Below are 21,209 nucleotides of genomic sequence, written 5' to 3' on the forward strand. Positions count from 1 at the left end.
GGCGGCAGCCTACGGGGTGGCCGTGGGGCCGCCTGCGCCGTCGGCCGGGTCCGGGGCCCGCACGGGGCCGAAGGCGGTGCCGAGCAGCTGCTTGCGGACCTGCAGGAGGTAGATCCAGATGAGCAGGAACGCCCCCGCCACGAACCACATGGCGTTCGTGTAGAGCCCGGTGAGCAGCAGCGGCAGCTGCAGGGCGGTGCCGATGACCAGGCCGCGCTCCCTGCGCTGGATGCCGCTGGCCAGGATCAGGACGACGGCGAGCCCGAGGAGCACCCACAGCCGGCCGCCGAGCCCGCCCTCGGTCTGCGCGATGGCCCGGGGCACGAACAGGACCGCGATGCCCTCCAGGACCAGCACCGCGGCCGCGGCGCCGCGCAGCGCCTTCGCCGCACGCAGCGGCTCCGGCGCGGTCACCGCGACCCCCGCGCGAGGAGGGAGCGCGCCTCGCCCGCGGTGACGACGCTGCCGGTGACGAGCACGCCCGAGCCGCCGAGGGCGTCGTCCGGGCCGGCCTCGGCCAGCTCGATCGCCTCGCTGATCGCCTCCCCCAGGCGCGGGGAGACGCTGACCCGGTCGGCGCCGAAGACGTCGACGGCCAGGGCACCCAGCTCGTCGGCGGGCATGGCCCGCGGCGAGCCGTTCTGGGTGACGACGAGCTCGGCGCAGACCTCCTCCAGCGCGGCCAGCATCCCGGGAACGTCCTTGCCCTGCACGACGCCGACCACCCCGACCAGGCGGGTGAAGTCGAAGGACTCCCGGAGCGCCGCCACGGTCGCGGTCATGCCGGCCGGGTTGTGCGCGGCGTCGACGAGCACCGTCGGGCTGGTGCGGAGCCGCTCGAGCCGGCCGGGCGAGCGGACCGCGGCGAACGCGGCCCGGACGGTCTCCTGCTCGATCGGCCCGGTGGCGGCGCCCGCACCGAGGAAGGCCTCGACCGCGGCGAGCGCCGTCACCGCGTTCTGCGCCTGGTGGGCACCGAACAGCGGCAGGAAGATCTCCTCGTACTCGCCGCCCAGACCCTGCAGCCGGACCTGCTGCCCGCCGACGGCGACCTTCCGCTCCAGGACGCCGAACTCGGTGCCCTCGCGGGCGACGACGGCGTCGGCCTCGACGGCGCGGCGGACCAGCGCGTCGAGCGCGGCCGGCTCCTGGTGGGCGAGGACGGCGATCGCGTCGCCGGTGATGATCCCGGCCTTCTCGCCGGCGATGGTGCCGACGTCGGGGCCGAGGTACTCGGCGTGGTCCAGGGCCACCGGCGTGACGACGGCGACCCGGGCGTCGGCGACGTTCGTGGCGTCCCACGTCCCGCCCATGCCGACCTCGATCACCGCGACGTCGACCGGGGCGTCGGCGAAGAGCGCGTAGGCCATGCCGACCATGACCTCGAAGAAGCTCATCGGGATCTCGCCGGCGGCGTCGACCATCTGCACGTAGGGCGCGATGTCGTCGTAGGTCTCGACGAAGCGCTCCGCGCTCACCGGCTCGCCGTCGAGCACGATCCGCTCCCGGATCGACTGCAGGTGCGGGCTGGTGAAGCGGCCGACCCGCAGGCCGAAGCCGCGCAGCAGCTCGTCGATCATCCGCGCCGTCGTCGTCTTGCCGTTCGTGCCCGCCACCTGGATCACCGGAGCGGCCCGGTGCGGCGACCCGAGCAGGTCCACGAGGGCGCTGATGCGGGTGAGCGAGGGCTCCAGGCGGCTCTCCGGCCAGCGGGCCAGCAGCTCGTTCTCGACCCGGGCCATGTCACCGGTGCTGCCGTTGCTCATCCTGCCCAGGATGCCAGTTGTTCAGTACGCCCCCACGCGCCGCCGGGGCGCGCCGTCCACCACGCCGCCGCCCGCGTGCAGCCAGTCCCGCGGCGGGGCGGTCTCCACCACCCGCTTGCCCAACGGGAAGAGCCCGACGGCGGCCAGCTTGAACGAGGCCACACCGAAGGGGATGCCGATGATCGTGAGGCAGAAGCCGATGCCCGCGATGATGTGGATGACCGCCAGCCACCAGCCGGCGACGAGGAACCAGAGCAGGTTGCCGATCGCCGACGCCACGCCCGCACCGGGTGCGCGCACCGTCGTCCGGCCGAAGGGCCAGACGACGAAGGCCGCCAGCCGGAACGAGGCGATGCCGAACGGGATGGTCACGACCAGCAGGCAGGCCAGCACCCCGGCCAGCAGGTAGGCGAGCGCGAGGATCCAGCCCTGCAGCAGCAGCCAGACGAGGTTGAGCAGCAGGCGCAGCGTGTCCACGTCAGGCTGACGGACGACGCCGGCGCACGGTTCCCCCGGCGTGCGCGGAACCGCGTTGCCGCGCCTTCCTAGGATGTGCGACATGGTTCCCGACACCGCCGCCCCGGACACCACTGCCCCGGCTGCGACCGTCGGCGTACCGGAGAAGCCGTCGATCGACGGCCTCGAGGAGAAGTGGGTCGCCCGCTGGGCGTCCGAGGACACCTACGGCTTCGACCGCGAGGCCGCGCTGCAGGCGCCGCGCGAGCAGATCTGGTCGATCGACACTCCCCCGCCGACCGCCAGCGGCTCGCTGCACGTGGGCCACGTCTTCAGCTACACCCACACCGACATCGTCGCCCGCTACCAGCGGATGCGCGGCAAGCACGTCTTCTACCCGATGGGCTGGGACGACAACGGCCTGCCGACCGAGCGCCGGGTGCAGAACTACTACGGCGTGCGCTGCGACCCCGCGCTCTCCTACGACCCCTCGTTCGAGCCGCCGGCCAAGCCGGAGAAGAACCAGCTGCCGCTCTCCCGCCGCAACTTCGTCGAGCTGTGCGAGCGCCTGACCGCCGAGGACGAGGCGGAGTACGAGAAGCTCTGGCGCCGCGTCGGCCTGTCGGTGGACTGGTCGAACGTCTACCGGACGATCTCGGAGTCCTCCCGGGCCACCGCGCAGAAGATGTTCCTGCACAACCTGGCCCGCGGCGAGGCGTACGCGCAGGAGGCGCCGACCCTCTGGGACGTCACCTTCCGCACCGCCGTCGCCCAGGCCGAGCTGGAGGACCGGGAGCGTCCCGGCGCCTACCACCGGATCGCCTTCGCCGGCCCCGAGGGCCCGGTCTTCATCGAGACCACCCGCCCCGAGCTGCTCCCGGCCTGCGTCGCGCTGGTCGCCCACCCCGACGACGCGCGCTACCAGCCGCTGTTCGGGAAGACGGTCACGACGCCGCTGTTCGGCGTCGAGGTGCCCGTGGTCGCCCACCGCCTCGCCGAGCCGGACAAGGGCTCGGGCATCGCGATGATCTGCACCTTCGGCGACCTCAACGACGTCACCTGGTGGCGCGAGCTGCAGCTGCCCACCCGGGCGATCATCGGCTGGGACGGCCGGCTGCTGGCCGACCCGCCCGCCGACGTCCCCACGCACCCCTACGACGAGCTGGCCGGCAAGACGGTGTTCTCCGCGCAGCAGCGGATCGTGGAGCTGCTGCGGGAGTCCGGCGACCTGCAGGGAGACCCGAAGCAGATCACCCACCCGGTGAAGTTCTTCGAGAAGGGCGAGCGCCCGCTGGAGATCGTCACCACGCGGCAGTGGTACATCCGCAACGGCGGCCGGGACGCCGACCTGCGCGAAGCCCTGCTGGCCCGCGGCCGGGAGATCCAGTGGGTGCCCGAGCACATGCGGCACCGCTACGACAACTGGGTCGAGGGCCTCAACGGCGACTGGCTGATCAGCCGCCAGCGCTTCTTCGGCGTCCCCTTCCCGGTCTGGTACCGGCTCGACGAGGCCGGTGAGCCGGTCCACGACGAGCCGATCCTCGCCGACGAGGCGTCCCTGCCCATCGATCCGTCCTCCGACGTGCCCCCGGGCTTCGACGAGTCGCAGCGCGGGAAGCCGGGCGGCTTCATGGCCGACCCCGACGTCATGGACACCTGGGCGACGTCGTCGTTGTCCCCGCAGGTGGCCTCGGGCTGGGACACCGACCCGGAGCTGTTCGCCAAGGTCTTCCCGATGGACCAGCGGCCGCAGGCGCACGACATCATCCGCACCTGGCTGTTCTCCACGGTCGTCCGCGCGCACTTCGAGCACGGCGCGGTGCCCTGGACGCACGCCACCATCTCCGGCTTCGTGGTCGACCCCGACCGCAAGAAGATGTCGAAGTCCAAGGGCAACGCGACGACGCCGATCGACGTCCTGGAGCGGTACGGCACCGACGCCGTCCGCTGGCGCGCGGCCGGCGCCCGCCCGGGAGCGGACTCGCCGTTCGACGAGGCGCAGATGAAGGTCGGCCGCCGGCTGGCCATGAAGGTGCTCAACATCGGCAAGTTCGTGCTCGGGCTGGGCGCCTCGACCGACCTGTCCCCCGCGGCCGTGACCGAGCCCATCGACCGCGGCCTGCTCGCGTCGCTGGCCCAGGTCGTCGACGAGGCGACCGCGGCGATGGAGGCCTACAACTACACCCGCGCCCTCGAGGTCGCCGAGACCTTCTTCTGGTCGTTCTGCGACGACTACGTGGAGCTGGTGAAGACCCGCGCCTACGGCACCGGTGACGGCGCCGCCTCGGCCCAGGCCACCCTGGCCCTCGCGCTGTCGGTGCAGCTGCGGCTGTTCGCCCCGGTGCTGCCGTTCGTGACCGAGGAGGTCTGGTCGTGGTGGCAGACCGGCTCGGTGCACCGGGCGCTGTGGCCGACCGCGACGGAGCTGCCCACCGGCGGCGACCCGGCCGTGGTGACGGCCGCGGCCGAGGTGCTGTCGCTGGTCCGCAAGGCGAAGTCGGACGCGAAGACCTCGATGCGCACCGACGTCGAGTCGGCGACGGTGACCGTGCCCGAGGCGCGGCTCGCCGCGGTCGAGGCCGCCCGGGGTGACCTCACCGACGCCGGCCGGATCCAGACGCTGACCGTGGTGTCCGGCGAGGGCCCGCTGCGCGTCGACGTCGTCCTGGCTGCGGCGCCGGAGGCCTGATCCGCGCACAGTGCTGCGACGGCCTCAGCGGGCCAGCTCGGCTAGCTTCGTGACCGTGTTCCAGTTGCGGTTGGTGCCCGCGCTCGCGAGCAGCCGGTCCCACTTCCACCCGCCCATGGCGCTGCGCTGCATGCCGTCGGGGAGCCACAGGTAGAGCTCGCGGCCGCGGAGCTCGTACGCGCCGCCGTCGGCGGGCGGGAGCGCCGCCACCCGGTCGGGGTGCGGGGCCTCCGGGAAAAAGGTGACGGAGTAGCGGGCCGGGTCGCTGGCGACGTGGCCGAGCGGGTCCGCGGCGACGACGTCGGCCAGCTCGTCCGCCGTCCGGATGACGACGGGGACGTCGAGGGAGAACTCCTCGCCGATGACCCGGGTGAGCTCGGCCGCCAACTCGGGCTCGGTCAGCCCGCTGTCGAGCAGCACGTTGCCGCTGGCCAGGTGCGTGCGGACGGCGCCGTGGCCGCGTTCGGCGAGTACCTCGCGCAACCGCGGCATGGACACCCGGCGGGTCGCCCCCAGGTTGATCGCCCGCAGCAGGGCCACGTACCGCGTCACCCCGTGGACGCTAGCCCCCGTTCCAGGCCGGCAACGGTGTCCCTCACCGCGACATCCTGCCCGCCGGAATGCCCGCCCCCGGGACAACGTCTGCAAGCTTGTCCACAGCATCAGCCGCCCCGCCCCGACGTAAGCCTTTCTGCCCCCACGCTGTGGCCGTGCACGACGTCCTCGAGCTGCTCGGCCCCACCCGCGTGTCGTCGACGGCTGCCCTGTCGCGGTTCGTCGCGCCGCGCACGATCGGGCGCTGGCTCGCCGCCGGCCGCCTCGTCCTTCTGCACCCCGGTTGGGTCACGGTCCCCGAACTCGTCGACGACTGGACGGTGCGTGCCCACGCAGCCGCGTCCTACTGCGGGGGGCCGCTCAGCCACTGGAGCGCGCTGGCCGTCCACGGCCTCGGGGACGAGTACACCCGGCTGGACGTCACGGTGCCACCGGGATCGAGAGTGCGGTCGTCACGGTGGCTGCGCGTCCACCGGAGCCGGATGCCCTTCGGGCTGGCCACCGCGCGAGGCCTGGTCGCGACGCCGGTGAGCCGGGCGCTCGTGGACACCTGGGGCGACGCGCACCGCGCGACGGCAATGCGGGCCTCTCCCGGCCTGGCCCGCGGAGCGGTGCTGCGCGCGGTGCAGCGACGGAACGTGCAACCGGCCCAGGTGGCCGCCGAGCTGGACCGCCGCCCCAACCTGCCCGGGCGGGCGGCGCTGCACGAGTTGCTCGGGCTGGTCGCCGGCGGGAGCCACAGCGAGCTGGAGATCTTCGGCCTCAGGGAGATCCTCACCGTTCCCGGGCTGCCGGAGTGCCGGCGCCAGCACCAGGTGCACCTGCCCGACGGGCCCGTTCTCCTCGATGCCGCCTGGCCCGAGGTGCTGCTGGCGGTCGAGCTGGACGGCGCCGCCTTCCACAGCTCCGAGGAGGCGCGGGAACGGGACCTGCGCCGGGACGCCGCACTCGCTGTCCTCGGCTGGCAGACCCTGCGCTTCAGCTACCGACGGGCGACCTCGGACCCGGCAGGCTGCCGCGCCCAGATCGCGCGGACCTACAGCCGTCGCCTCGGCAATGTCCCTCAGGAGGGCATTCGATGAGCGCGAATGTCCTCGTCAGGGTCATCGCTCCACCAGCAGTCCGCGTAACGGGCGGCACTGCTGGTGTCGGCGGCCCGGCAACGTGCCCTGAGACGCAGCGAGCCCGCCCCCGGTTCCGGGGACGGGCTCGCTGGCTGGTCAGCGGGAGGTCAGGCCGACTTCTCGCGGGGGGCGCGGGAGGGCTTGCGCGGCACGATGGTCGGGTTGACGTGCTCCAGCACGACCTCCTTGGTGATCACCACGGAGGCGACGTCCTCACGGCTGGGGATGTCGTACATGACCGACTGGAGCACCTCCTCCATGATCGCCCGGAGCCCGCGGGCGCCGGTGCCCCGGAGGATCGCCTGGTCGGCGACCGACTCGAGCGCGTCGTCGGTGAACTCCAGCTCCACGCCGTCGAGCTCGAACAGCTTCCGGTACTGGCGCACCAGGGCGTTCTTCGGCTGGGTCAGGATGTTGATCAGCGCCTGACGGTCCAGCTTGCGGACGCTGGTGATGACCGGGAGGCGGCCGATGAACTCGGGGATCATGCCGAACTTCAGCAGGTCCTCGGGCATGACCTCGGCGAACGCGTTGGCGTCCTCGATCTCCTGCTTGCCGCGGATCTCCCCGGCGAAGCCGATGCCCTGCTTGCCGGCGCGTGCCTCGATGACCTGCTCCAGGCCGGCGAATGCACCACCCACGATGAACAGCACGTTCGTCGTGTCGATCTGGATGAACTCCTGGTGCGGGTGCTTGCGCCCGCCCTGCGGCGGCACCGACGCCGTCGTCCCCTCGAGGATCTTCAGCAGCGCCTGCTGCACGCCCTCGCCGGAGACGTCGCGGGTGATCGACGGGTTCTCGCTCTTGCGGGCGATCTTGTCGACCTCGTCGATGTAGATGATGCCGGTCTCGGCCCGCTTGACGTCGTAGTCGGCGGCCTGGATCAGCTTGAGGAGGATGTTCTCGACGTCCTCACCCACGTAGCCCGCCTCGGTGAGCGCGGTGGCGTCGGCGATGGCGAACGGGACGTTCAGCATCCGGGCCAGCGTCTGCGCCAGGTGGGTCTTGCCGCAGCCGGTGGGGCCGATCAGCAGGATGTTGGACTTCGCCAGCTCGACGGCGTCCTCACGGTTGGCGCGGTCGCCGCCGGCCTGGATCCGCTTGTAGTGGTTGTAGACCGCGACCGAGAGCGTCCGCTTGGCCTTGTCCTGACCGATGACGTACTGGTCGAGGAAGTCGTGGATCTCCTTGGGCTTGGGCAGCTCGTCGAACTTCAGGTCCGACGACTCGGAGAGCTCTTCCTCGATGATCTCGTTGCAGAGGTCGATGCACTCGTCGCAGATGTAGACCCCGGGGCCAGCGATGAGCTTCTTGACCTGCTTCTGGCTCTTGCCGCAGAACGAGCACTTGAGCAGATCACCGCTCTCACCGATTCGTGCCACCTGCTGACCTCCACCTCGACAGTCGCCGGTCCTGGTGTCAGGTACCCGCGGGTTGGACCCTGCTTGGTTGTCTTGCGCCCTTGCTCGACCTCGCTGACAGGCTGCCCCGCGAGGCTCTCCTCCCAGCACTTCCGGCCGGGGATCGGGCGTTCGCCGAACGTACCCGCCGCCTCCGGCGGGGCCGGGCAATGACTCACCCGGAACGCCCGAGGCTCTTCCACTTCTGTCCCGCCGTGCCCTCAGACCTCCGACGGTACGGGCCGGAGACGCGACGCGCGCGCCCCCGGCCCGTACCGGATCACGGAGTGGGGAGGGCGTTGAGCTTCCGGCTCTGGATCACCTGGTCGACGATCCCGTACTCCTTGGCCTCGGCGGCCGTGAGGATCTTGTCGCGGTCGATGTCCTTGCGGACCTGCTCCTGGCTGCGGCCGGTGTGCCGGGCCAGGATCTCCTCCATCTGCACCCGCACCCGCTCGATCTCGGCGGCGTGGATCTCCAGGTCGGAGACCTGGCCACCGGACTCGCCGGAGGGCTGGTGGATCAGCACGCGGGAGTAGGGCAGCGCCAGGCGCTTGCCCGGCGTGCCGGCCGCCAGCAGGACGGCGGCGGCCGAGGCGGCCTGGCCCATGCAGACGGTCTGGATGTCGGGCCGGACGAACATCATCGTGTCGTAGATGGCCATCAGCGAGGTGAACGAGCCACCGGGCGAGTTGATGTAGATGGTGATGTCGCGGTCCGGGTCGGCGGACTCGAGCGTGATGAGCTGCGCCATCACGTCGTTGGCCGACGCGTCGTCGACCTGCACCCCGAGGAAGATGATCCGCTCCTCGAAGAGCTTGTTGTAGGGGTTGGACTCCTTCATGCCGTAGCTCGTGCGCTCCACGAAGGAGGGCAGGATGTACCGGCTCGAAGGCAGCTGGAAACCGCTCATGTTCGTCAGTCCTCGCTGCTCAGTTGTCGGAGACCGGGTTGGCGCTGTCGGTCATGGTGGCGCTGCTGACGACGTGGTCGACGAAGCCGTACTCCAGGGCCTCCTGCGCGGTGAACCAGCGGTCGCGGTCGGAGTCCTCGAGGATCCGCTCGACGGTCTGCCCGGTGAGCTGCGCCTGCAGCTCCGACAGCTCCTGCTTGGTCCGCCGGAACAGGTCGGCCTGGATGGCGATGTCGGAGGCCGTGCCGCCGACGCCGGCCGAGGGCTGGTGCATCAGGATCCGCGCGTGCGGCAGGGCGTAGCGCTTGCCCTTTGTGCCGGCGGTCAGCAGGAACTGGCCCATCGAGGCGGCCAGGCCCATCCCGTAGGTGGCGACGTCGCAGTCGATGAACTGCATCGTGTCGTAGATGGCCATGCCCGCGGTGACCGAGCCACCGGGCGAGTTGATGTAGAGGTGGATGTCCTGCTTGGGGTCCTCGGCCGACAGCAGCAGCATCTGGGCGACCAGCTGGTTGGCGATGACGTCGTCCACCTGGGTGCCCAGGAAGATGATCCGCTCGCGCAGCAGGCGCTCGTAGACCGAGTCGCCGAGGTTCATCATGCCGCCGGCGCCGCGCATCAAGGGTGCGCTCGCCAGGATCGGGTCGGTGGTGCTCACGGGTGCGGTGACCTCCGTAGGACGCGTCGTGGCAGTCGTTCTCGTGTGGTGCGGGGCCCGGAACGGCCCTCCGGGAGGGGCTACCTCCCGGCGATCGCCTGAGTCCTGTCGACCCTAACGCGGACCTCCGACGCGACAGTCCCCGTACGGGCGGTGTTCGCCGTCGGCGCAGCGCTGGACCCCGGGGAACGCGGCGACGCCGCCCTCCCCGGTAGGGAGGACGGCGTCGTCGGTGGTGGGACCCGCGGATCAGGCCTTGTCGACGTCCTCGGTGTTCTCGGTAGCGCCCTCGGCGGCCTCGGTCGCGACGGCCTGGACGCCGATGTCGCCGTCGGCCAGGGCTGCCTCGGTGGTGTCCTCGGCGGCCTCGTCGTCGGCCGGGGCCTGCACCGTCTTCGGGCGCAGCGCCTCGAGGTCGACCGGGTTGCCCGACGCGTCGGTGATCGTCGTCTGCTCGAGCAGCTGGGCCAGCGTCTTGGTGCGGCGGACGTCGGCGACGAACTCGGCGATGTTGCCGCCCTGCTGCAGCTGCTGGGCGAACTGCTCCGGGCTCATCCGGCTGCGCTGGGCCTGGGCCATGATCTGCGCCGAGAGGTCGTCGTTGGCGACGGTGACCTCACGGGCGTCGGCGATCGCGTCGAGGATGAACTGCGTCTTGACCGCTTCCTCGACGTTCTTCTGCTGCTCGGCGTCGTACTCCTCGCGGCTCTCGACGCCCGACATCTTGAGGAACGCGTCCCAGTCCATGCCGGCCTGCTGGAGCTCGCGCTCGAAGGCCTGGTTGCGCCACTCGACCTCGCGCTGGACCAGGTTCTCCGGGATCGGCACCTCGACGGTCTCGAGCAGGTGCTCGACCAGCTTGTCGCGCGCCTGCGCGCCCTGCTGGATCACCTTGGAGCGGGCCAGGCGGGTGCGGACGTCCTCGCGCAGCTCGTCCAGGGTGTCGAACTCGCTGGCGGTCTGGGCGAACTCGTCGTCCAGCTCCGGCAGCTCCTTCTCCTTCACCGAGCGGACGGTGACGGTGACGTCGGCCTGCTCGCCGGCGTCGGGGCCCGAGAGCAGCGCGGTCTGGAAGGTCTTCGACTCGTCGGCCGAGAGCCCGCGGACGGCGTCGTCCAGGCCCTCCATGAGGTTGCCGGAGCCGACCTCGTAGGACATGCCGGTCGTGGAGCCGTCCTCGAGGACCTCGCCGTTGAGCTTGGCCTCCAGGTCGATGGAGACGAAGTCGCCGTCCTGCGCGGCGCGCTCGACGCCGGTCAGCATGGAGAAGCGCTCGCGCATGACCGTGACCTGCTGGTCGATCTCCTCGTCGGTGACCTCGACGTCGTCGACGGTCACGGCGAGGTCGTCCAGGGCCGGGAGCTCCAGCTGCGGGGCGACGTCGACCTCGGCGGTGAAGGCGAGGGTGTCGCCGTCGTCGAGGCGGGTGACCTCGATCTCGGGCTGGCCGAGCACGCGCACCTGGTTCTCGCGGATGACCTCGGAGTAGACCTCCGGGACGGCGTGCTGGACGACCTGCTCCAGGACGACGGGGCGGCCGATGCGCTGGTCGAGCACCCGGTTGGGCACCTTGCCGGGGCGGAACCCGGGGACGCGCACCTGCTTGCCCAGCTCCTTGTAGACCTCACCGAAAGCGTGGTCCAGGTCCCCCCAGGGCACCTCGATCGCCATCCGGACCCGCGTGGGGCCCAGTTCCTCGATGGTGCTCTTCACAGCGGCAGTGCTCCTCGATAAGACAGCGGTTGTGGGCGCCCGCGGGGTCCGTGACACCGGGTCGACCCCCGAGTCTAGAGACGTCGGGGGCATGCGCGCGGTGGCGGGATGCGCGCATCCCGCTCGTCTGGTCGGGGTGACAGGATTTGAACCTGCGGCCCCCTGCTCCCAAAGCAGGTGCGCTACCAAGCTGCGCCACACCCCGTGGCGGGCCGAGTCTAGGCGGCTCCGCCGGGGTTCCCTCCCCGGAACCCGTCAGGCGGACACCCCAGGACGGCGATCCGCCCACGGCGCCGCTTCCTCCAGCGCGGCAGCCACCCGGACCAGGACGTCCTCCCGGCCGAAGGCGGCGACCAGCTGGACGCCGATCGGGAGCCCCTCCTCGGTCCAGTGCAGCGGCAGGCTGATCGCCGGCTGACCGGTGACGTTGAACTGGGACGTGCAGGGCATCAGGCTGTTGATCCGCCGGCCCTCCTGCTTCGGACCGGCCGCGGTGAACCAGCCGAGCTCCGGTGGCCGGGCGGCGATCGTGGGCGTCACCAGCAGGTCGAACCCCTGCCCGCCCTCCTCCCGCGGCGTCCAGAAGGCGGCCATCCGGCGGGTCCACGACCCCAGCCACTGCCGCGCCCCGACGTAGTCCTCGGCCGACAGCTTGCGACCCACGGCGCGGTACATGGCGTTGCGCGGCTCGAGCTCGCCGTCCTCGATCGGGCGGCCGACGGCTCCGCGCTCGAGCCCGGAGAGGGTGAGGGCGATGTCGGCGGCGATCGTGGTGGTGAAGAAGCGCGGGAACTGCGGGTCGAACATCGCCCCCGGCGTCCCCGGCTCGACGTCGCAGCCCAGCCTCGCCAGCAGCCGCCCGGCCTGCTCCACGGCGGCCCGGCAGGCGGGGTCGTCGAGGTACTGCTCCCCCGGGTCCGCGTCGAGCAGGCCGACCCGCAGCCGGCCCACGGGTGCGCCGACCTCCTCGGCGAGCGGACGGGGCAGCGGCGGGGCGGCGTAGGGGTCGCCGGGCATCGGCCCGGCGAGGACGTCGAGGACGGCGGCGGTGTCCCGCACCGAGCGGGTGACGACGCCGTCGATCGTGGCGCCGGCCCACCCCTCCCCCACGTCCGGTCCCTGGCTGACCCGGGCCCGGGTGGGCTTCAGGCCGACCAGACCGCACTCGGCGGCCGGGATGCGGATCGATCCGCCGCCGTCGTTGGCGTGCGCGACGGGGACCAGGCCGGCGGCGACCGCGGCCGCGGACCCGCCGCTGGAGCCGCCCGTGGAGCGGTCGGTGTCGTACGGGTTCCGCGCCGGGGGGTTCGCCGCCGGCTCCGAGGTGATCGTCGTCCCGAACTCCGGCACGGTGGTGCGGCCGACGACGACGAAGCCCGCCGCCCGGAAGCGCTGCGCCAGGTAGCTGTCGGTGGGCCAGCGGTAGCCGGCGTCCCGGAGAAAAGAGGTGCCGTAGTCGGTCCGCTCGCCGGCGACGTGGCAGCCGAGGTCCTTGAGCAGCAGCGGGACGCCGCGGAACGGGCCGGGCGGCAGCTCGCCGCGGGCCTCCTCGCGGGCGGCGTCGAAGCGGTCCCGGACCACCGCGTCGAGCTGCGGGTCGACCCGCTCGATGCGCTCGATCGCCGCGTCCACGAGCTCGGCGGGGCTCGCCTGCCCGGTGCGCACCAGTTCGGCCTGCGCGGTGGCGTCGAGCCACGTGGTCTCGGTCACGCGGCGCACGTTAGCGGCAGCGACGAGCACGAACTGGTGCGGACGAACCCGGGCCCGACCCGGCGATGTGTAGTTGGATCTCGGTGGAGAGAGTCGGACGACGTCGGGACTCGGGTGCCCGACGTACAGGGAGAGGGTCATGGCCGGTCGTCGAGCAGCGTTCGCCCTGGTTCCGCTGCTGTTCGTGGGCGCGTGCACGAGCAGCGACGAGGACGACGCCACGGGCGGCGACGCCTCCCCCACGGCCGCCGGCGTGGACCTGGGCGCCTGCAACTTCGACGTGCCGGCGGGCGTGGAGATCGAGTGCGGCACGCTGCCCGTCCCGGCCGACCGCGACGACCCCGACGCCGGGGAGATCCAGCTCGCCTTCGGCATCGTCCGGAGCGACGCCGACGACGTGGCGGAGGACCCCGTCGTCTACCTGTCGGGCGGACCGGGCCAGAGCACGCTGGAGCTCGTGCCGCAGGCGTACGGCCTGCTCTACGAGCCGCTCACCCAGAACCGGGACCTGGTGCTCGTCGACCAGCGGGGCACCGGGTTGACCGAGCCGTCGCTGGCCTGCGACGAGTACAGCTCGTGGGTGCGGGAGTCAGTGGGCTCGGACCTGCCCCCGGAGGAGCTGGAGGCCCAGGCGGTGCAGTCGCTGGACGACTGCCGGCAGCGCCTGGTCGACGAGGGCGTCGACTTCGCCGACTACAATAGCGCCGCCTCGGCCGCCGACCTCGAGGACCTGCGGGTCGCCCTCGGCTACGACGAGTGGAACCTCTACGGGATCTCCTACGGGACCCGGCTGGCGCAGGCGGCGATGCGCGACCACCCCGACGGCATCCGATCGGTGGTGCTGGACGCCGCCTACCCCGTCGATGCCGATCTCTACGAGGAGACGCCGCGCAACGCCGTCCGGGCCATGGAGGAGCTCTTCGCCACGTGCGCCGACGACCCGGGATGCGCCGCGCAGTACCCCGACCTCGAGCAGACGTTCGCGAGCCTGGTCGACGAGCTGAACGCCTCGCCGGCGCCGATCACCGTGATCGATCCGACGAACGGGCAGCGCATCGAGGACGAGCTCGACGGGGACTCGCTCGTCGGCTTCCTGTTCCAGACCCTCTACTCGACCGAGCTGCTGGCGCACCTGCCGGAGATCATCACCGCAGCGGACGACGGCGAGTTCGGCACGATCGGCCTCCTCCTAGGGGCGCTGTCCCAGCAGCTGGAGCTCGTCAGCTTCGGCCAACAGCTGGCCGTGCAGTGCCAGGAGGAGGTCGCCTTCGGCTCTCAGGAGGACGTGGCGGCGGCCGCCGCCGAGCACCCGCTGGTGGAGGGCTTCTTCGAAGGCGCGCCGACGCTGGGCCCCGGCGTCTTCGACGTCTGCGCCTCCTGGGACGCCGGCGAGCCGGTCGACGGGGCGAACGACCCGGTGACGAGCGAGATCCCGGCGCTGGTGCTGGCCGGTGACCTGGACCCGATCACGCCGCCGCGCTGGGGTGAGGAGATCGCCGAGGAGCTGCCCAACAGCTTCTTCGTCCGGTTCCCCTTCACCGGGCACGGCGCCCTGCCCAGCCACGAGTGCGCGGTCGGTATCGCCGTGGACTTCCTGGACGACCCCGGCAGCGAGCCGGCGACCGACTGCGTCGACGACATCGAGACGCCGGCCTTCACCGCGGACGACATCGAGGTGGAGATGACGTCGTTCGAGAGCGAGGAGCTCGGTCTCACCGGGCTGCGGCCGGAGGGCTGGGCCGAGGTGCTCCCCGGCGCGTGGCAGGAGTCGGTCCTGGCGTCGCTGGTCCAGCAGGTGGTGCCCGGCGCCACCGCCGAGCAGCTGCTCCAGACGGTCGGCACGCAGCTGGGGCTCGCGGAGCCGCCGCAGCCGGTCGGCGAGCTGGCGACCGACTCGTTCACCTGGCAGCTGTACCGGCTGGACGACCTGGGGCAGAGCGTCGAGCTGGCGCTGGCCGACGGCCCGGACGGCCTGCTGCTGGTGCAGCTGACGACCAGCCCGGCCCGGAACGACGTGCACCGGGAGCAGGTCTTCCTGCCGGCCGTCGAGGCGCTCGCCCCGCTGTCCTGAACCGGCCGCTCACCCGACCTGCCCGGCGGGCGCCGTCCGCGGGTGCGGTGTCTGGGGAAGCGGCCGCCGTCCGGACGGGCGGCGGCGGATCAGCCACTCGGCGACCGCCAGGTTGATCAGCCAGCCGGCGCCCATGGGCCAGGCCTCGGTGGCCGCACTGGTCTCCCCTGCGATCGCCATCCACACGCCGGCGGTGAGCACCTGCGTGCCCGCCCCGAGGCCCAGGGCGTAGCCGCGCAGCATCCAGGCGCGGTGCCCGGCGAGGTCGCGGCGGAGGACGGCGGCGACGCCGAGCGCGAGGGCCACGGCCATCCCGGCCCCGGCCGCCGCGCGGAAGATCGTGAGCAGCCCGCTGTCGGCGCCGATGATGACGACGGTCAGCCAGAGCCCGCTCAGCGCGGCGACGAGGCCGGCCGGGGCGGCGATCCGCCCGGTGACGCGGTGCCAGCGGGGTCGGCGTCCCCGCGTGCCCGGCACGAACTGGAAGGCGCCGATCACGGTGAACACCAGCACGCTGAGGATGTGCACCACCAGCGGCACCGGCGCGCCCGCGGACCGCGGGGCCTCGGGCAGCACGGCGGCGCCACCGGAGAGCTCGACGAGCCGGACGGCGCCGGCGAGGAGCGGCACGAGGGCCAGGGCGATGAGGGCGGCGGGCACCAGCCACTGCCGCCGTCGGCGGGGCGTCGTCCGTACAGCTGCGGTCATGCACCCGATCCTGGGGACCGCGTCGCCGAAGGTCATCGCCGGAAAGACCGGTTCCCGGGTCCTCCTTTGGTCGGAGCCGGCGCCCGGTCTAGCTGCGCGGGACGCGCCGCGTCTCGTACGCCCAGATCGCGATCTCCACGCGGTTCCGGGCACCCAGCTTGGCCATGAGGCTGCCGACGTGCGTCTTCACCGTGCTGAGCGCGATGTGCAGCTCGCGGGCGATCTGGTCGTTCGACCGGCCGCGGGCGACGGCGGCGAGAACCTCCTCCTCCCGGTCGGTGAGCGGGTCGACCGGCTGGGCGGGCGAGGCGCCGGGGCCGGTGCCGGCGAAGGCGTCGAGCAGCCGGGCGGTGACGCTCGGGGCGATCAGCGCGTCCCCGCGGGCGGCGGCGTGCACGGCCTGGGACAGCAGCTCGGGCCCGGAGTCCTTGAGCAGGAACCCCCGGGCGCCGGCGCGCAGGGCGGCGTAGACGTACTCGTCGAGGTCGAAGGTCGTGATGACGACGACGGGGACCGGATCGGGAACGTCCGGCCCGGCGAGCCGGCGGGTGGCCTCGAGGCCGTCGGTGCCGGGCATGCGGATGTCGAGCAGGCAGACGTCGGGGCGCAGCCGGCGGGCGAGCTGCACGGCTTCCTCGCCGTCCGCGGCCTCGCCGACCACCTCGATGCCGGGCTGGGCGTCGAGGATCATCCGCAGCCCGGTGCGCACGATCTCCTGGTCGTCGGCGACGAGCACCCGCACGGTCACGCGGGCCCCCGGCGGGGCAGGTCGGCGCGGACGGTCCAGCCACGGTCGGGCGCAGGCCCGGCGTCGAAGGTGCCGCCGAGCAGGGAGACGCGCTCGGCCATGCCGCGCAGGCCGAACCCCGGGGTACCCGGCGTGGCGGCGCCGTCGCCGTCGTCGCTGACCAGCAGGTTCACCCGGACATCGTCGACGACCACCCGGACGTCGACGTGGGTGGCGCGCCGGGCGTGCCGGCGGGCGTTGGTGACCGACTCCTGCGCCAAGCGGTAGACGGCGGCCGCCACGGACGGGGAGACGGCGGCGGCGTCGCCGTCCACCTGGAGGTCGACGGGCAGGCCGTCGCCGCCCGCGAGGCCGGGGAGGTCGGCCAGCCCCGGGGTGGGGGCGAGCTCGGCGGGCCCGTCGCGGCGGAGCGCGCGGACCATGCCGCGCATCTCGGCGAGGGTGCTGGCCGCTTCCTGCTCGATCAGCCGCAGCGCCTCGACCGCGGCCTCGGGGCGGGCGGCCGCGGTGGCCAGGCCCGCCTGCGCGCGGACGGCGATCGCCGATACGTGGTGGGCGACGGTGTCGTGCAGGTCGCGGGCGAGGTGCTCCCGCTCGCGCGAGGCGACCTGGTCGAGCTCGCGGGCTCGTGCGCGCGCCCGGTAGCGGGCGGCCGCACCGAGGGCGAGCGAGGCAAGCAGGACCGCGCCGCCGCCGACCGCGTCCCCGGGTGTGGCCGGGCCCAGGACCATCGAGACGACGGCCCCGACCAGCAGGACGGCGAGCCCGGCCAGCGCCTGGGCGCCCGAGCCCCACCGCACGACGGCGTAGGGCAGCAGGAGCCCGAAGGCGGCGGAGTACATGCCGTCGCGGTCACCGGTGACGACGGCGAGCACGGCGAGGACGCCGAACCAGGCGATGAGCACGAGCACGGGCTGGGTGCGGCGCCACAGCAGCAGCGGGGCGAGCGCGCAGAGGACGGCCACCTGCAGCCAGCGGGACGGCAGGTCGGGCCGGAGGACGCCCTCGAGCGTGGCGGCGACCGGAACCAGGGCGGCCAGCAGCCAGTCCCGCCAGCCGCGGGCGGGGGCGTCCGGCGGCCTCGGCTCGCGCCAGAGCGAGCGCAGCAGCGCGTTCACCCGGTCACCGTACGAGCCGGGAGGGCGGAGTTGATCAGCCGGAAGGAGGAGATCCGGGTGTGTCCGGCGACCGGCGGGAGCGGCGTTCCCGGGAGGCGCTACCCTCGATGCGGACTCCCGCTCACCGGTCACGATCGGCGGGCGGCTATCTCGCGGGTGTAGCTCAATGGTAGAGCCCCAGCCTTCCAAGCTGGCCATGCCGGTTCGATCCCGGTCACCCGCTCCACGTAAAACCGCAGGTCAGAACGCCTGTTAGGCGTTCTGGAGGAGTCCCGGAGGACTTTCCGGACGGCCCGATACGCCCCCTTCTGACCCCTGTTTTCCGCTGCGTGGGTCATGAATGGGTCACGCCAGCGGCTCAATACGGCCAGGCAGAAACCCCGTTCATCCCTCCGGGAGGCCTCCCCGTGACCACAACGGGTCACACGGAGGCCTGGAGGTCGTGCCGGGCGGCGATCTGCCGGGCAACTTCCTCCACCGGCACCGCCAGCCGCTCGGCCGCCGCGCGGCTGTAGATGACGACGGCGAAGAGCGCGTACTGCCACAACGGGGTCTGCCACCAGCCGGCGTCGCTCAGCAGGTCGAGCCGGGCCGCCGCGCATGCCGGCGGCGGCGTAGAGGGCGTACTGGCTGTTGCGATGCTCGACCCGGCCATGGAACGTCACCGCGGGCAGGAAGCGTTCGCGCAGCCTCCCCTCGTGCTCGACCGGCACGGCGTTGGGAGGACAGGCGAGGTCGAGCGCCGTGGCGGCGAATTTTGAATAGAGCGGCTTCCAGCTGATGCGGCTGGGCACGTGGCTAGCAGCCGCAGCAGTATCGCCGCCACCCTCACACCTCACGGACGCCCAGGGTCCGATAGGTCTTGGTGGTTACCCCCACTCCCATCAATTCGCTTCGGCGAGCCGTCCGTCTCGCGCTCGGCCATCGTGACTGCTATAGGACTTGCCCGCTGGGGATCGTCCGAAGACAGAAAGAGCGAACGGCCTGGCTCGCTTCGAGAGCCCCAAAAAGCGCCAAAGAGTCGGAATACCTCTGGGAAGAAGGCCACGGTAATTGTTGCCAGAGCGACGACGGCCCACCAGCCGAGAAAGGTCGGCAGGAAATCGTTGACTGGCTTCAAGGAAACGATCGCAAGTGTCATTCCGGTGACAGCAGCCGTCAAGAAGATCAGCCAGTCAGCGGGCGGGCGCCCCCGCACTGCTGCTACACAGCCGAGAACCGCTATCACAAGAGCGGCTCCGAGTTCGTAGTTGTGAAAGAAGCCGCCGACCAGCGGCGGATCAATCTCTTGAGACTCCCAAATGGGCAGGACCCAGATTGCCCCAACGATCGCTCCGAGGATCATCGATGACAGGCTGAAGATCAGAAGATTCTTGCTGGTTTCCGACAGGAAGTGGCGACTTGGTGGCGATCCAGCACTCGACGATCTCGACTGTGACTCAACTACAAGTAGCAAGAGCAGCGCGATGAAGGCGAGAAGCATCACCAGAGGTGCGGACACCTCGAACTGGTCGGACAGCAGATTGAAGGCAATCGCGCTCAGGAAGATGGCTCCCACGCGTATCGCGGCCGCCCTGCTGATCACTACCTCCAAACGCGTTCAAGGGTGACGGCTCGCCGGTCAGTGAGCCGAAGTCTTAGCCTATCGGCAAGATGTGCCGCCGCAAGCCTCATCACATGACACCGCCCCGCCGTGTCAGGGGTCGCCGGGGTGGGAGGCCATGCCCCCAGACGGACTTGGAAGCTGGGTTGGCCTAATGCCCTGACCCGACAGGTTGTTCACGCAACGGGTCGACTGATCGGTGAGCGGCCTCCGAGAGCCTTCCCCGCTCGAGCAGAGCAGGCCGAGAGCGCAGGCGTGCAGTCATCGCAGAGGCGGGAGGGGCGAGGGGGCAGGCGGCCACCCGTCAGGAGACAATGAGCCGTGGCTGCCGACAAGCACACTGCAGCCGGCCAGGCGCTCGGGTACGTTTACCAGGTCGGTTGGGCCTTGCTAGAGCTCGCTCGTCCTGGCCCCGAGGATGCTGAGCTGCGGCTTGAGAACATCGACGACGTCTCTTGGAGCGACGCGGCTGGGAACCCGCTTCAGGCCCTCCAGATCAAGCATCACCTTGGCGACGGCGGCTCTCTCGGCGACAGAAGTTCGGACCTTTGGCGCACGATCCAGGTCTGGCTCGACAATCCGGTACTGCGCGCTCCCGACGGACCTGCGCTCGTCATAGTGACAACACAGACTGTGCCTGAGTCCGGGGCGCTAGCACGACTCGGCCCCCAGGATCGCGACCCGACAGCTGCAGTTGAGGCCTTGAACGCGGCCGCCTCACACTCGGCGAACAAGTCCACGGCCACGGCGCGGGCCGCATGGCTGGAGCAGTCGTCCATGATTCGGTCCGGCATTGTCGCTCGGATGACCGTGGTTTGGCGCCAAGCAACCGCGGCGGAGCTTGCTGGCCAGGTGCGGGAAGCCTTAGGTGTTGGCCTACCCGTTGGACGAGAAGACCCGTTCGTTGAGTCATTGCTTGGCTGGTGGTGGCGGGTGAGCGTTGACTTGCTTGCCGGCGTACGAACAGGGGTAACTCGGCTCCACCTGCGATTACAACTAGACGGTCTACGTGAGCAATATTCATCCCGCAGCCTGCCGGTGACTGTCGGTTCAGATGGACTGCCGGACACGACTGAGGGTCATCGAGGCCGAGTCTTCGCGCAGCAGCTTTCCTGGGTCGAAGCCGGAGAGGAGCTCCTACTGCTAGCAGTGCGCGACTATTACCGCGCATACTCCCAGGCTCAAGATTGGGTCGAGAACAGCATGGTTGAATTGGCCGAATTGACTGCATACGAACATCGCGTCGTCGATGAGTGGAAGATGCAGTTCGCTCTGGTGCGCCACAGCCTCGGACCGACTCCCTCGGAGCAGGAGTTGAAGGCGGCTGGGATGCGGCTTTACGCCGTTGCCATGAATCAACCGGCCTCGATGCTGCGGCCTGGATTCACGGAGCCGTTCTTTGCGCGTGGCACCCATCATTCGCTGGCAGACAGGGGGGCGGTCGGCTGGCACCCCGAGTTCGCGCAGCGCCTGAACGCCCTACTCAGCGGGCGCTTGCCATGACCCGCTGGCAGGACCAGCCCGCTGCTCTTAGGGCGACGTTGAACCCACTCTTGGTCGCAGGCGTGCTTGCTTGGTCGAGTCGGGCCTATCAGGAGGCGTCCGACGGCGATCCGATGCCTTGGCCTTTGGCCTTCGTGACTCCGGCGTTAGTGCTGCATGTCCCTTCACGAACCGCGCTTCCAGGGTCCACCGCGAAACGACTCCTGACGTGGCGGGACGAGAACGACCTGCTTGTATCAGCGCTTCCATCCCGATGCACAGCGCTACGCACATACAACCGGGCCGGCCTTCGTGCGGGCCTGCGGCACGGCCTACTCGCGATTGATGGCGCCGGTCTGCGTGGGCTCCTGCCATCCTCCCGAACTCCTGGCGATCTCCGCGAGCTTCAACGCGCCTCCGCCCTCATCGGCCGATGGTTCGCGCCGCTGCCTACCGCGACAGTGCTGGCCACACTGGGGATGACACCCTAGGGCC

At 71.4% G+C, this 21,209-nt stretch carries 19 protein-coding genes and 2 tRNA genes; 6 read left to right on the plus strand and 15 right to left on the minus strand.

Translation table 11 applies throughout. From position 1 onward, the window contains the following. Positions 1 to 9: 9 nt before the first annotated feature. From ACI79T_RS11715 to ACI79T_RS11725, 3 genes are read right to left on the minus strand one after another with little or no spacing between them, the layout of a single operon-like run. A complete protein-coding gene (locus tag ACI79T_RS11715; RefSeq protein ID WP_456610238.1) occupies positions 10 to 414 on the minus strand; it encodes a DUF4233 domain-containing protein in 405 nt (134 codons plus the stop codon). After that, on the minus strand, positions 411 to 1,766 hold the full coding sequence (locus ACI79T_RS11720; protein ID WP_456610239.1) for a bifunctional folylpolyglutamate synthase/dihydrofolate synthase: 1,356 nt from the start codon (positions 1,764 to 1,766) through the stop codon (positions 411 to 413). Before ACI79T_RS11720 ends, ACI79T_RS11715 begins: the two co-directional genes overlap by 4 nt. Before the next feature lie 21 nt (positions 1,767 to 1,787). Next, the gene (locus ACI79T_RS11725; protein WP_456610240.1) at positions 1,788 to 2,243 is read right to left on the minus strand and encodes a YccF domain-containing protein; all 456 of its coding nucleotides are present in this window, start codon (positions 2,241 to 2,243) and stop codon (positions 1,788 to 1,790) included. 82 nt (positions 2,244 to 2,325) lie between these two features. Between ACI79T_RS11725 and valS the strand changes: the two genes are divergently transcribed. Beyond that, positions 2,326 to 4,911 (plus strand): valine--tRNA ligase, encoded by a 2,586-nt coding sequence (valS, locus tag ACI79T_RS11730; RefSeq protein ID WP_456610241.1) that lies wholly within the window; start codon positions 2,326 to 2,328, stop codon positions 4,909 to 4,911. 24 nt (positions 4,912 to 4,935) lie between these two features. On the opposite strand, the gene ACI79T_RS11735 is transcribed toward valS, so the two are convergent. After that, positions 4,936 to 5,463, minus strand: coding sequence for a DUF1697 domain-containing protein (locus ACI79T_RS11735; RefSeq protein WP_456610242.1), 528 nt, complete (start codon positions 5,461 to 5,463; stop codon positions 4,936 to 4,938). A gap of 158 nt (positions 5,464 to 5,621) precedes the next feature. On the opposite strand from ACI79T_RS11735, the gene ACI79T_RS11740 reads away from it, so the two are divergent. After that, a complete protein-coding gene (locus ACI79T_RS11740; RefSeq protein WP_456610243.1) occupies positions 5,622 to 6,548 on the plus strand; it encodes a DUF559 domain-containing protein in 927 nt (308 codons plus the stop codon). A gap of 149 nt (positions 6,549 to 6,697) precedes the next feature. Here ACI79T_RS11740 and clpX read toward each other — a convergent pair whose 3' ends face one another. The 6 genes from clpX to ACI79T_RS11770 all read right to left on the minus strand — a co-directional run bounded on the left by clpX (position 6,698) and on the right by ACI79T_RS11770 (position 12,984). Beyond that, a complete protein-coding gene (clpX, locus tag ACI79T_RS11745) occupies positions 6,698 to 7,972 on the minus strand; it encodes an ATP-dependent Clp protease ATP-binding subunit ClpX (RefSeq protein ID WP_456610244.1) in 1,275 nt (424 codons plus the stop codon). A gap of 298 nt (positions 7,973 to 8,270) precedes the next feature. Beyond that, entirely contained in the window at positions 8,271 to 8,903 is a 633-nt protein-coding gene (locus tag ACI79T_RS11750; protein WP_456610245.1) for an ATP-dependent Clp protease proteolytic subunit, read from the minus strand. A 19-nt stretch (positions 8,904 to 8,922) separates the two neighbouring features. Then, complete coding sequence (locus ACI79T_RS11755) at positions 8,923 to 9,561, minus strand: ATP-dependent Clp protease proteolytic subunit (protein WP_456610246.1); 639 nt, start codon at positions 9,559 to 9,561, stop codon at positions 8,923 to 8,925. A gap of 249 nt (positions 9,562 to 9,810) precedes the next feature. Then, positions 9,811 to 11,274, minus strand: a complete 1,464-nt coding sequence (tig, locus tag ACI79T_RS11760) for a trigger factor (RefSeq protein WP_456610247.1) — start codon at positions 11,272 to 11,274, stop codon at positions 9,811 to 9,813. A gap of 128 nt (positions 11,275 to 11,402) precedes the next feature. Further along, positions 11,403 to 11,479: transfer RNA gene (locus tag ACI79T_RS11765), tRNA-Pro, on the minus strand. A 50-nt stretch (positions 11,480 to 11,529) separates the two neighbouring features. Beyond that, positions 11,530 to 12,984, minus strand: a complete 1,455-nt coding sequence (locus ACI79T_RS11770) for an amidase (protein ID WP_456610248.1) — start codon at positions 12,982 to 12,984, stop codon at positions 11,530 to 11,532. A 139-nt stretch (positions 12,985 to 13,123) separates the two neighbouring features. Between ACI79T_RS11770 and ACI79T_RS11775 the strand changes: the two genes are divergently transcribed. Then, complete coding sequence (locus ACI79T_RS11775; protein ID WP_456610249.1) at positions 13,124 to 15,055, plus strand: alpha/beta hydrolase; 1,932 nt, start codon at positions 13,124 to 13,126, stop codon at positions 15,053 to 15,055. A gap of 9 nt (positions 15,056 to 15,064) precedes the next feature. Here the strand turns inward: ACI79T_RS11775 and ACI79T_RS11780 are convergent, their stop codons facing one another. The 3 genes from ACI79T_RS11780 to ACI79T_RS11790 all read right to left on the minus strand — a co-directional run bounded on the left by ACI79T_RS11780 (position 15,065) and on the right by ACI79T_RS11790 (position 17,629). Then, positions 15,065 to 15,763 (minus strand): DUF2306 domain-containing protein, encoded by a 699-nt coding sequence (locus tag ACI79T_RS11780; protein WP_456610250.1) that lies wholly within the window; start codon positions 15,761 to 15,763, stop codon positions 15,065 to 15,067. An 88-nt stretch (positions 15,764 to 15,851) separates the two neighbouring features. Next, positions 15,852 to 16,511: a response regulator gene (locus tag ACI79T_RS11785; RefSeq protein ID WP_456610251.1), complete on the minus strand. Its 660-nt coding sequence runs from the start codon at positions 16,509 to 16,511 to the stop codon at positions 15,852 to 15,854. Further along, positions 16,508 to 17,629: a sensor histidine kinase gene (locus tag ACI79T_RS11790; protein WP_456610252.1), complete on the minus strand. Its 1,122-nt coding sequence runs from the start codon at positions 17,627 to 17,629 to the stop codon at positions 16,508 to 16,510. The genes ACI79T_RS11785 and ACI79T_RS11790 overlap by 4 nt, the downstream gene beginning before the upstream one ends. 152 nt (positions 17,630 to 17,781) lie before the next feature. On the opposite strand from ACI79T_RS11790, the gene ACI79T_RS11795 reads away from it, so the two are divergent. Beyond that, positions 17,782 to 17,855: transfer RNA gene (locus ACI79T_RS11795), tRNA-Gly, on the plus strand. Between the two features lie 195 nt (positions 17,856 to 18,050). Here ACI79T_RS11795 and ACI79T_RS11800 read toward each other — a convergent pair. Continuing rightward, positions 18,051 to 18,176 carry a hypothetical protein gene (locus tag ACI79T_RS11800; RefSeq protein ID WP_456610253.1) on the minus strand — a complete coding sequence of 42 codons (126 nt, stop codon included), beginning with the start codon at positions 18,174 to 18,176 and terminating at the stop codon, positions 18,051 to 18,053. Positions 18,177 to 18,464: 288 nt separating this feature from the next. Continuing rightward, a complete protein-coding gene (locus tag ACI79T_RS11805) occupies positions 18,465 to 19,187 on the minus strand; it encodes a hypothetical protein (protein ID WP_456610254.1) in 723 nt (240 codons plus the stop codon). Between the two features lie 366 nt (positions 19,188 to 19,553). Between ACI79T_RS11805 and ACI79T_RS11810 the strand changes: the two genes are divergently transcribed. Together ACI79T_RS11810 and ACI79T_RS11815 are read left to right on the plus strand one after the other, a co-directional pair. Then, positions 19,554 to 20,735, plus strand: a complete 1,182-nt coding sequence (locus ACI79T_RS11810) for an ABC-three component system protein (RefSeq protein ID WP_456610255.1) — start codon at positions 19,554 to 19,556, stop codon at positions 20,733 to 20,735. After that, entirely contained in the window at positions 20,732 to 21,205 is a 474-nt protein-coding gene (locus ACI79T_RS11815) for a three component ABC system middle component (protein ID WP_456610256.1), read from the plus strand. The genes ACI79T_RS11810 and ACI79T_RS11815 overlap by 4 nt, the downstream gene beginning before the upstream one ends. The last annotated feature ends 4 nt before the right edge of the window (positions 21,206 to 21,209 follow it).

The sequence above is a fragment of the Blastococcus sp. SYSU DS0619 genome (assembly GCF_054051035.1).

Bases quoted from the DNA above. Each gene is read 5' to 3' on its own strand.
- ACI79T_RS11720 (WP_456610239.1), bottom strand. From the start codon at position 1,766: ATGAGCAACGGCAGCACCGGTGACATGGCCCGGGTCGAGAACGAGCTG.
- valS (WP_456610241.1), top strand. From the start codon at position 2,326: ATGGTTCCCGACACCGCCGCCCCGGACACCACTGCCCCGGCTGCGACC.
- ACI79T_RS11750 (WP_456610245.1), bottom strand. From the start codon at position 8,903: ATGAGCGGTTTCCAGCTGCCTTCGAGCCGGTACATCCTGCCCTCCTTC.
- ACI79T_RS11775 (WP_456610249.1), top strand. From the start codon at position 13,124: ATGGCCGGTCGTCGAGCAGCGTTCGCCCTGGTTCCGCTGCTGTTCGTG.
- ACI79T_RS11780 (WP_456610250.1), bottom strand. From the start codon at position 15,763: ATGACCGCAGCTGTACGGACGACGCCCCGCCGACGGCGGCAGTGGCTG.
- ACI79T_RS11815 (WP_456610256.1), top strand. From the start codon at position 20,732: ATGACCCGCTGGCAGGACCAGCCCGCTGCTCTTAGGGCGACGTTGAAC.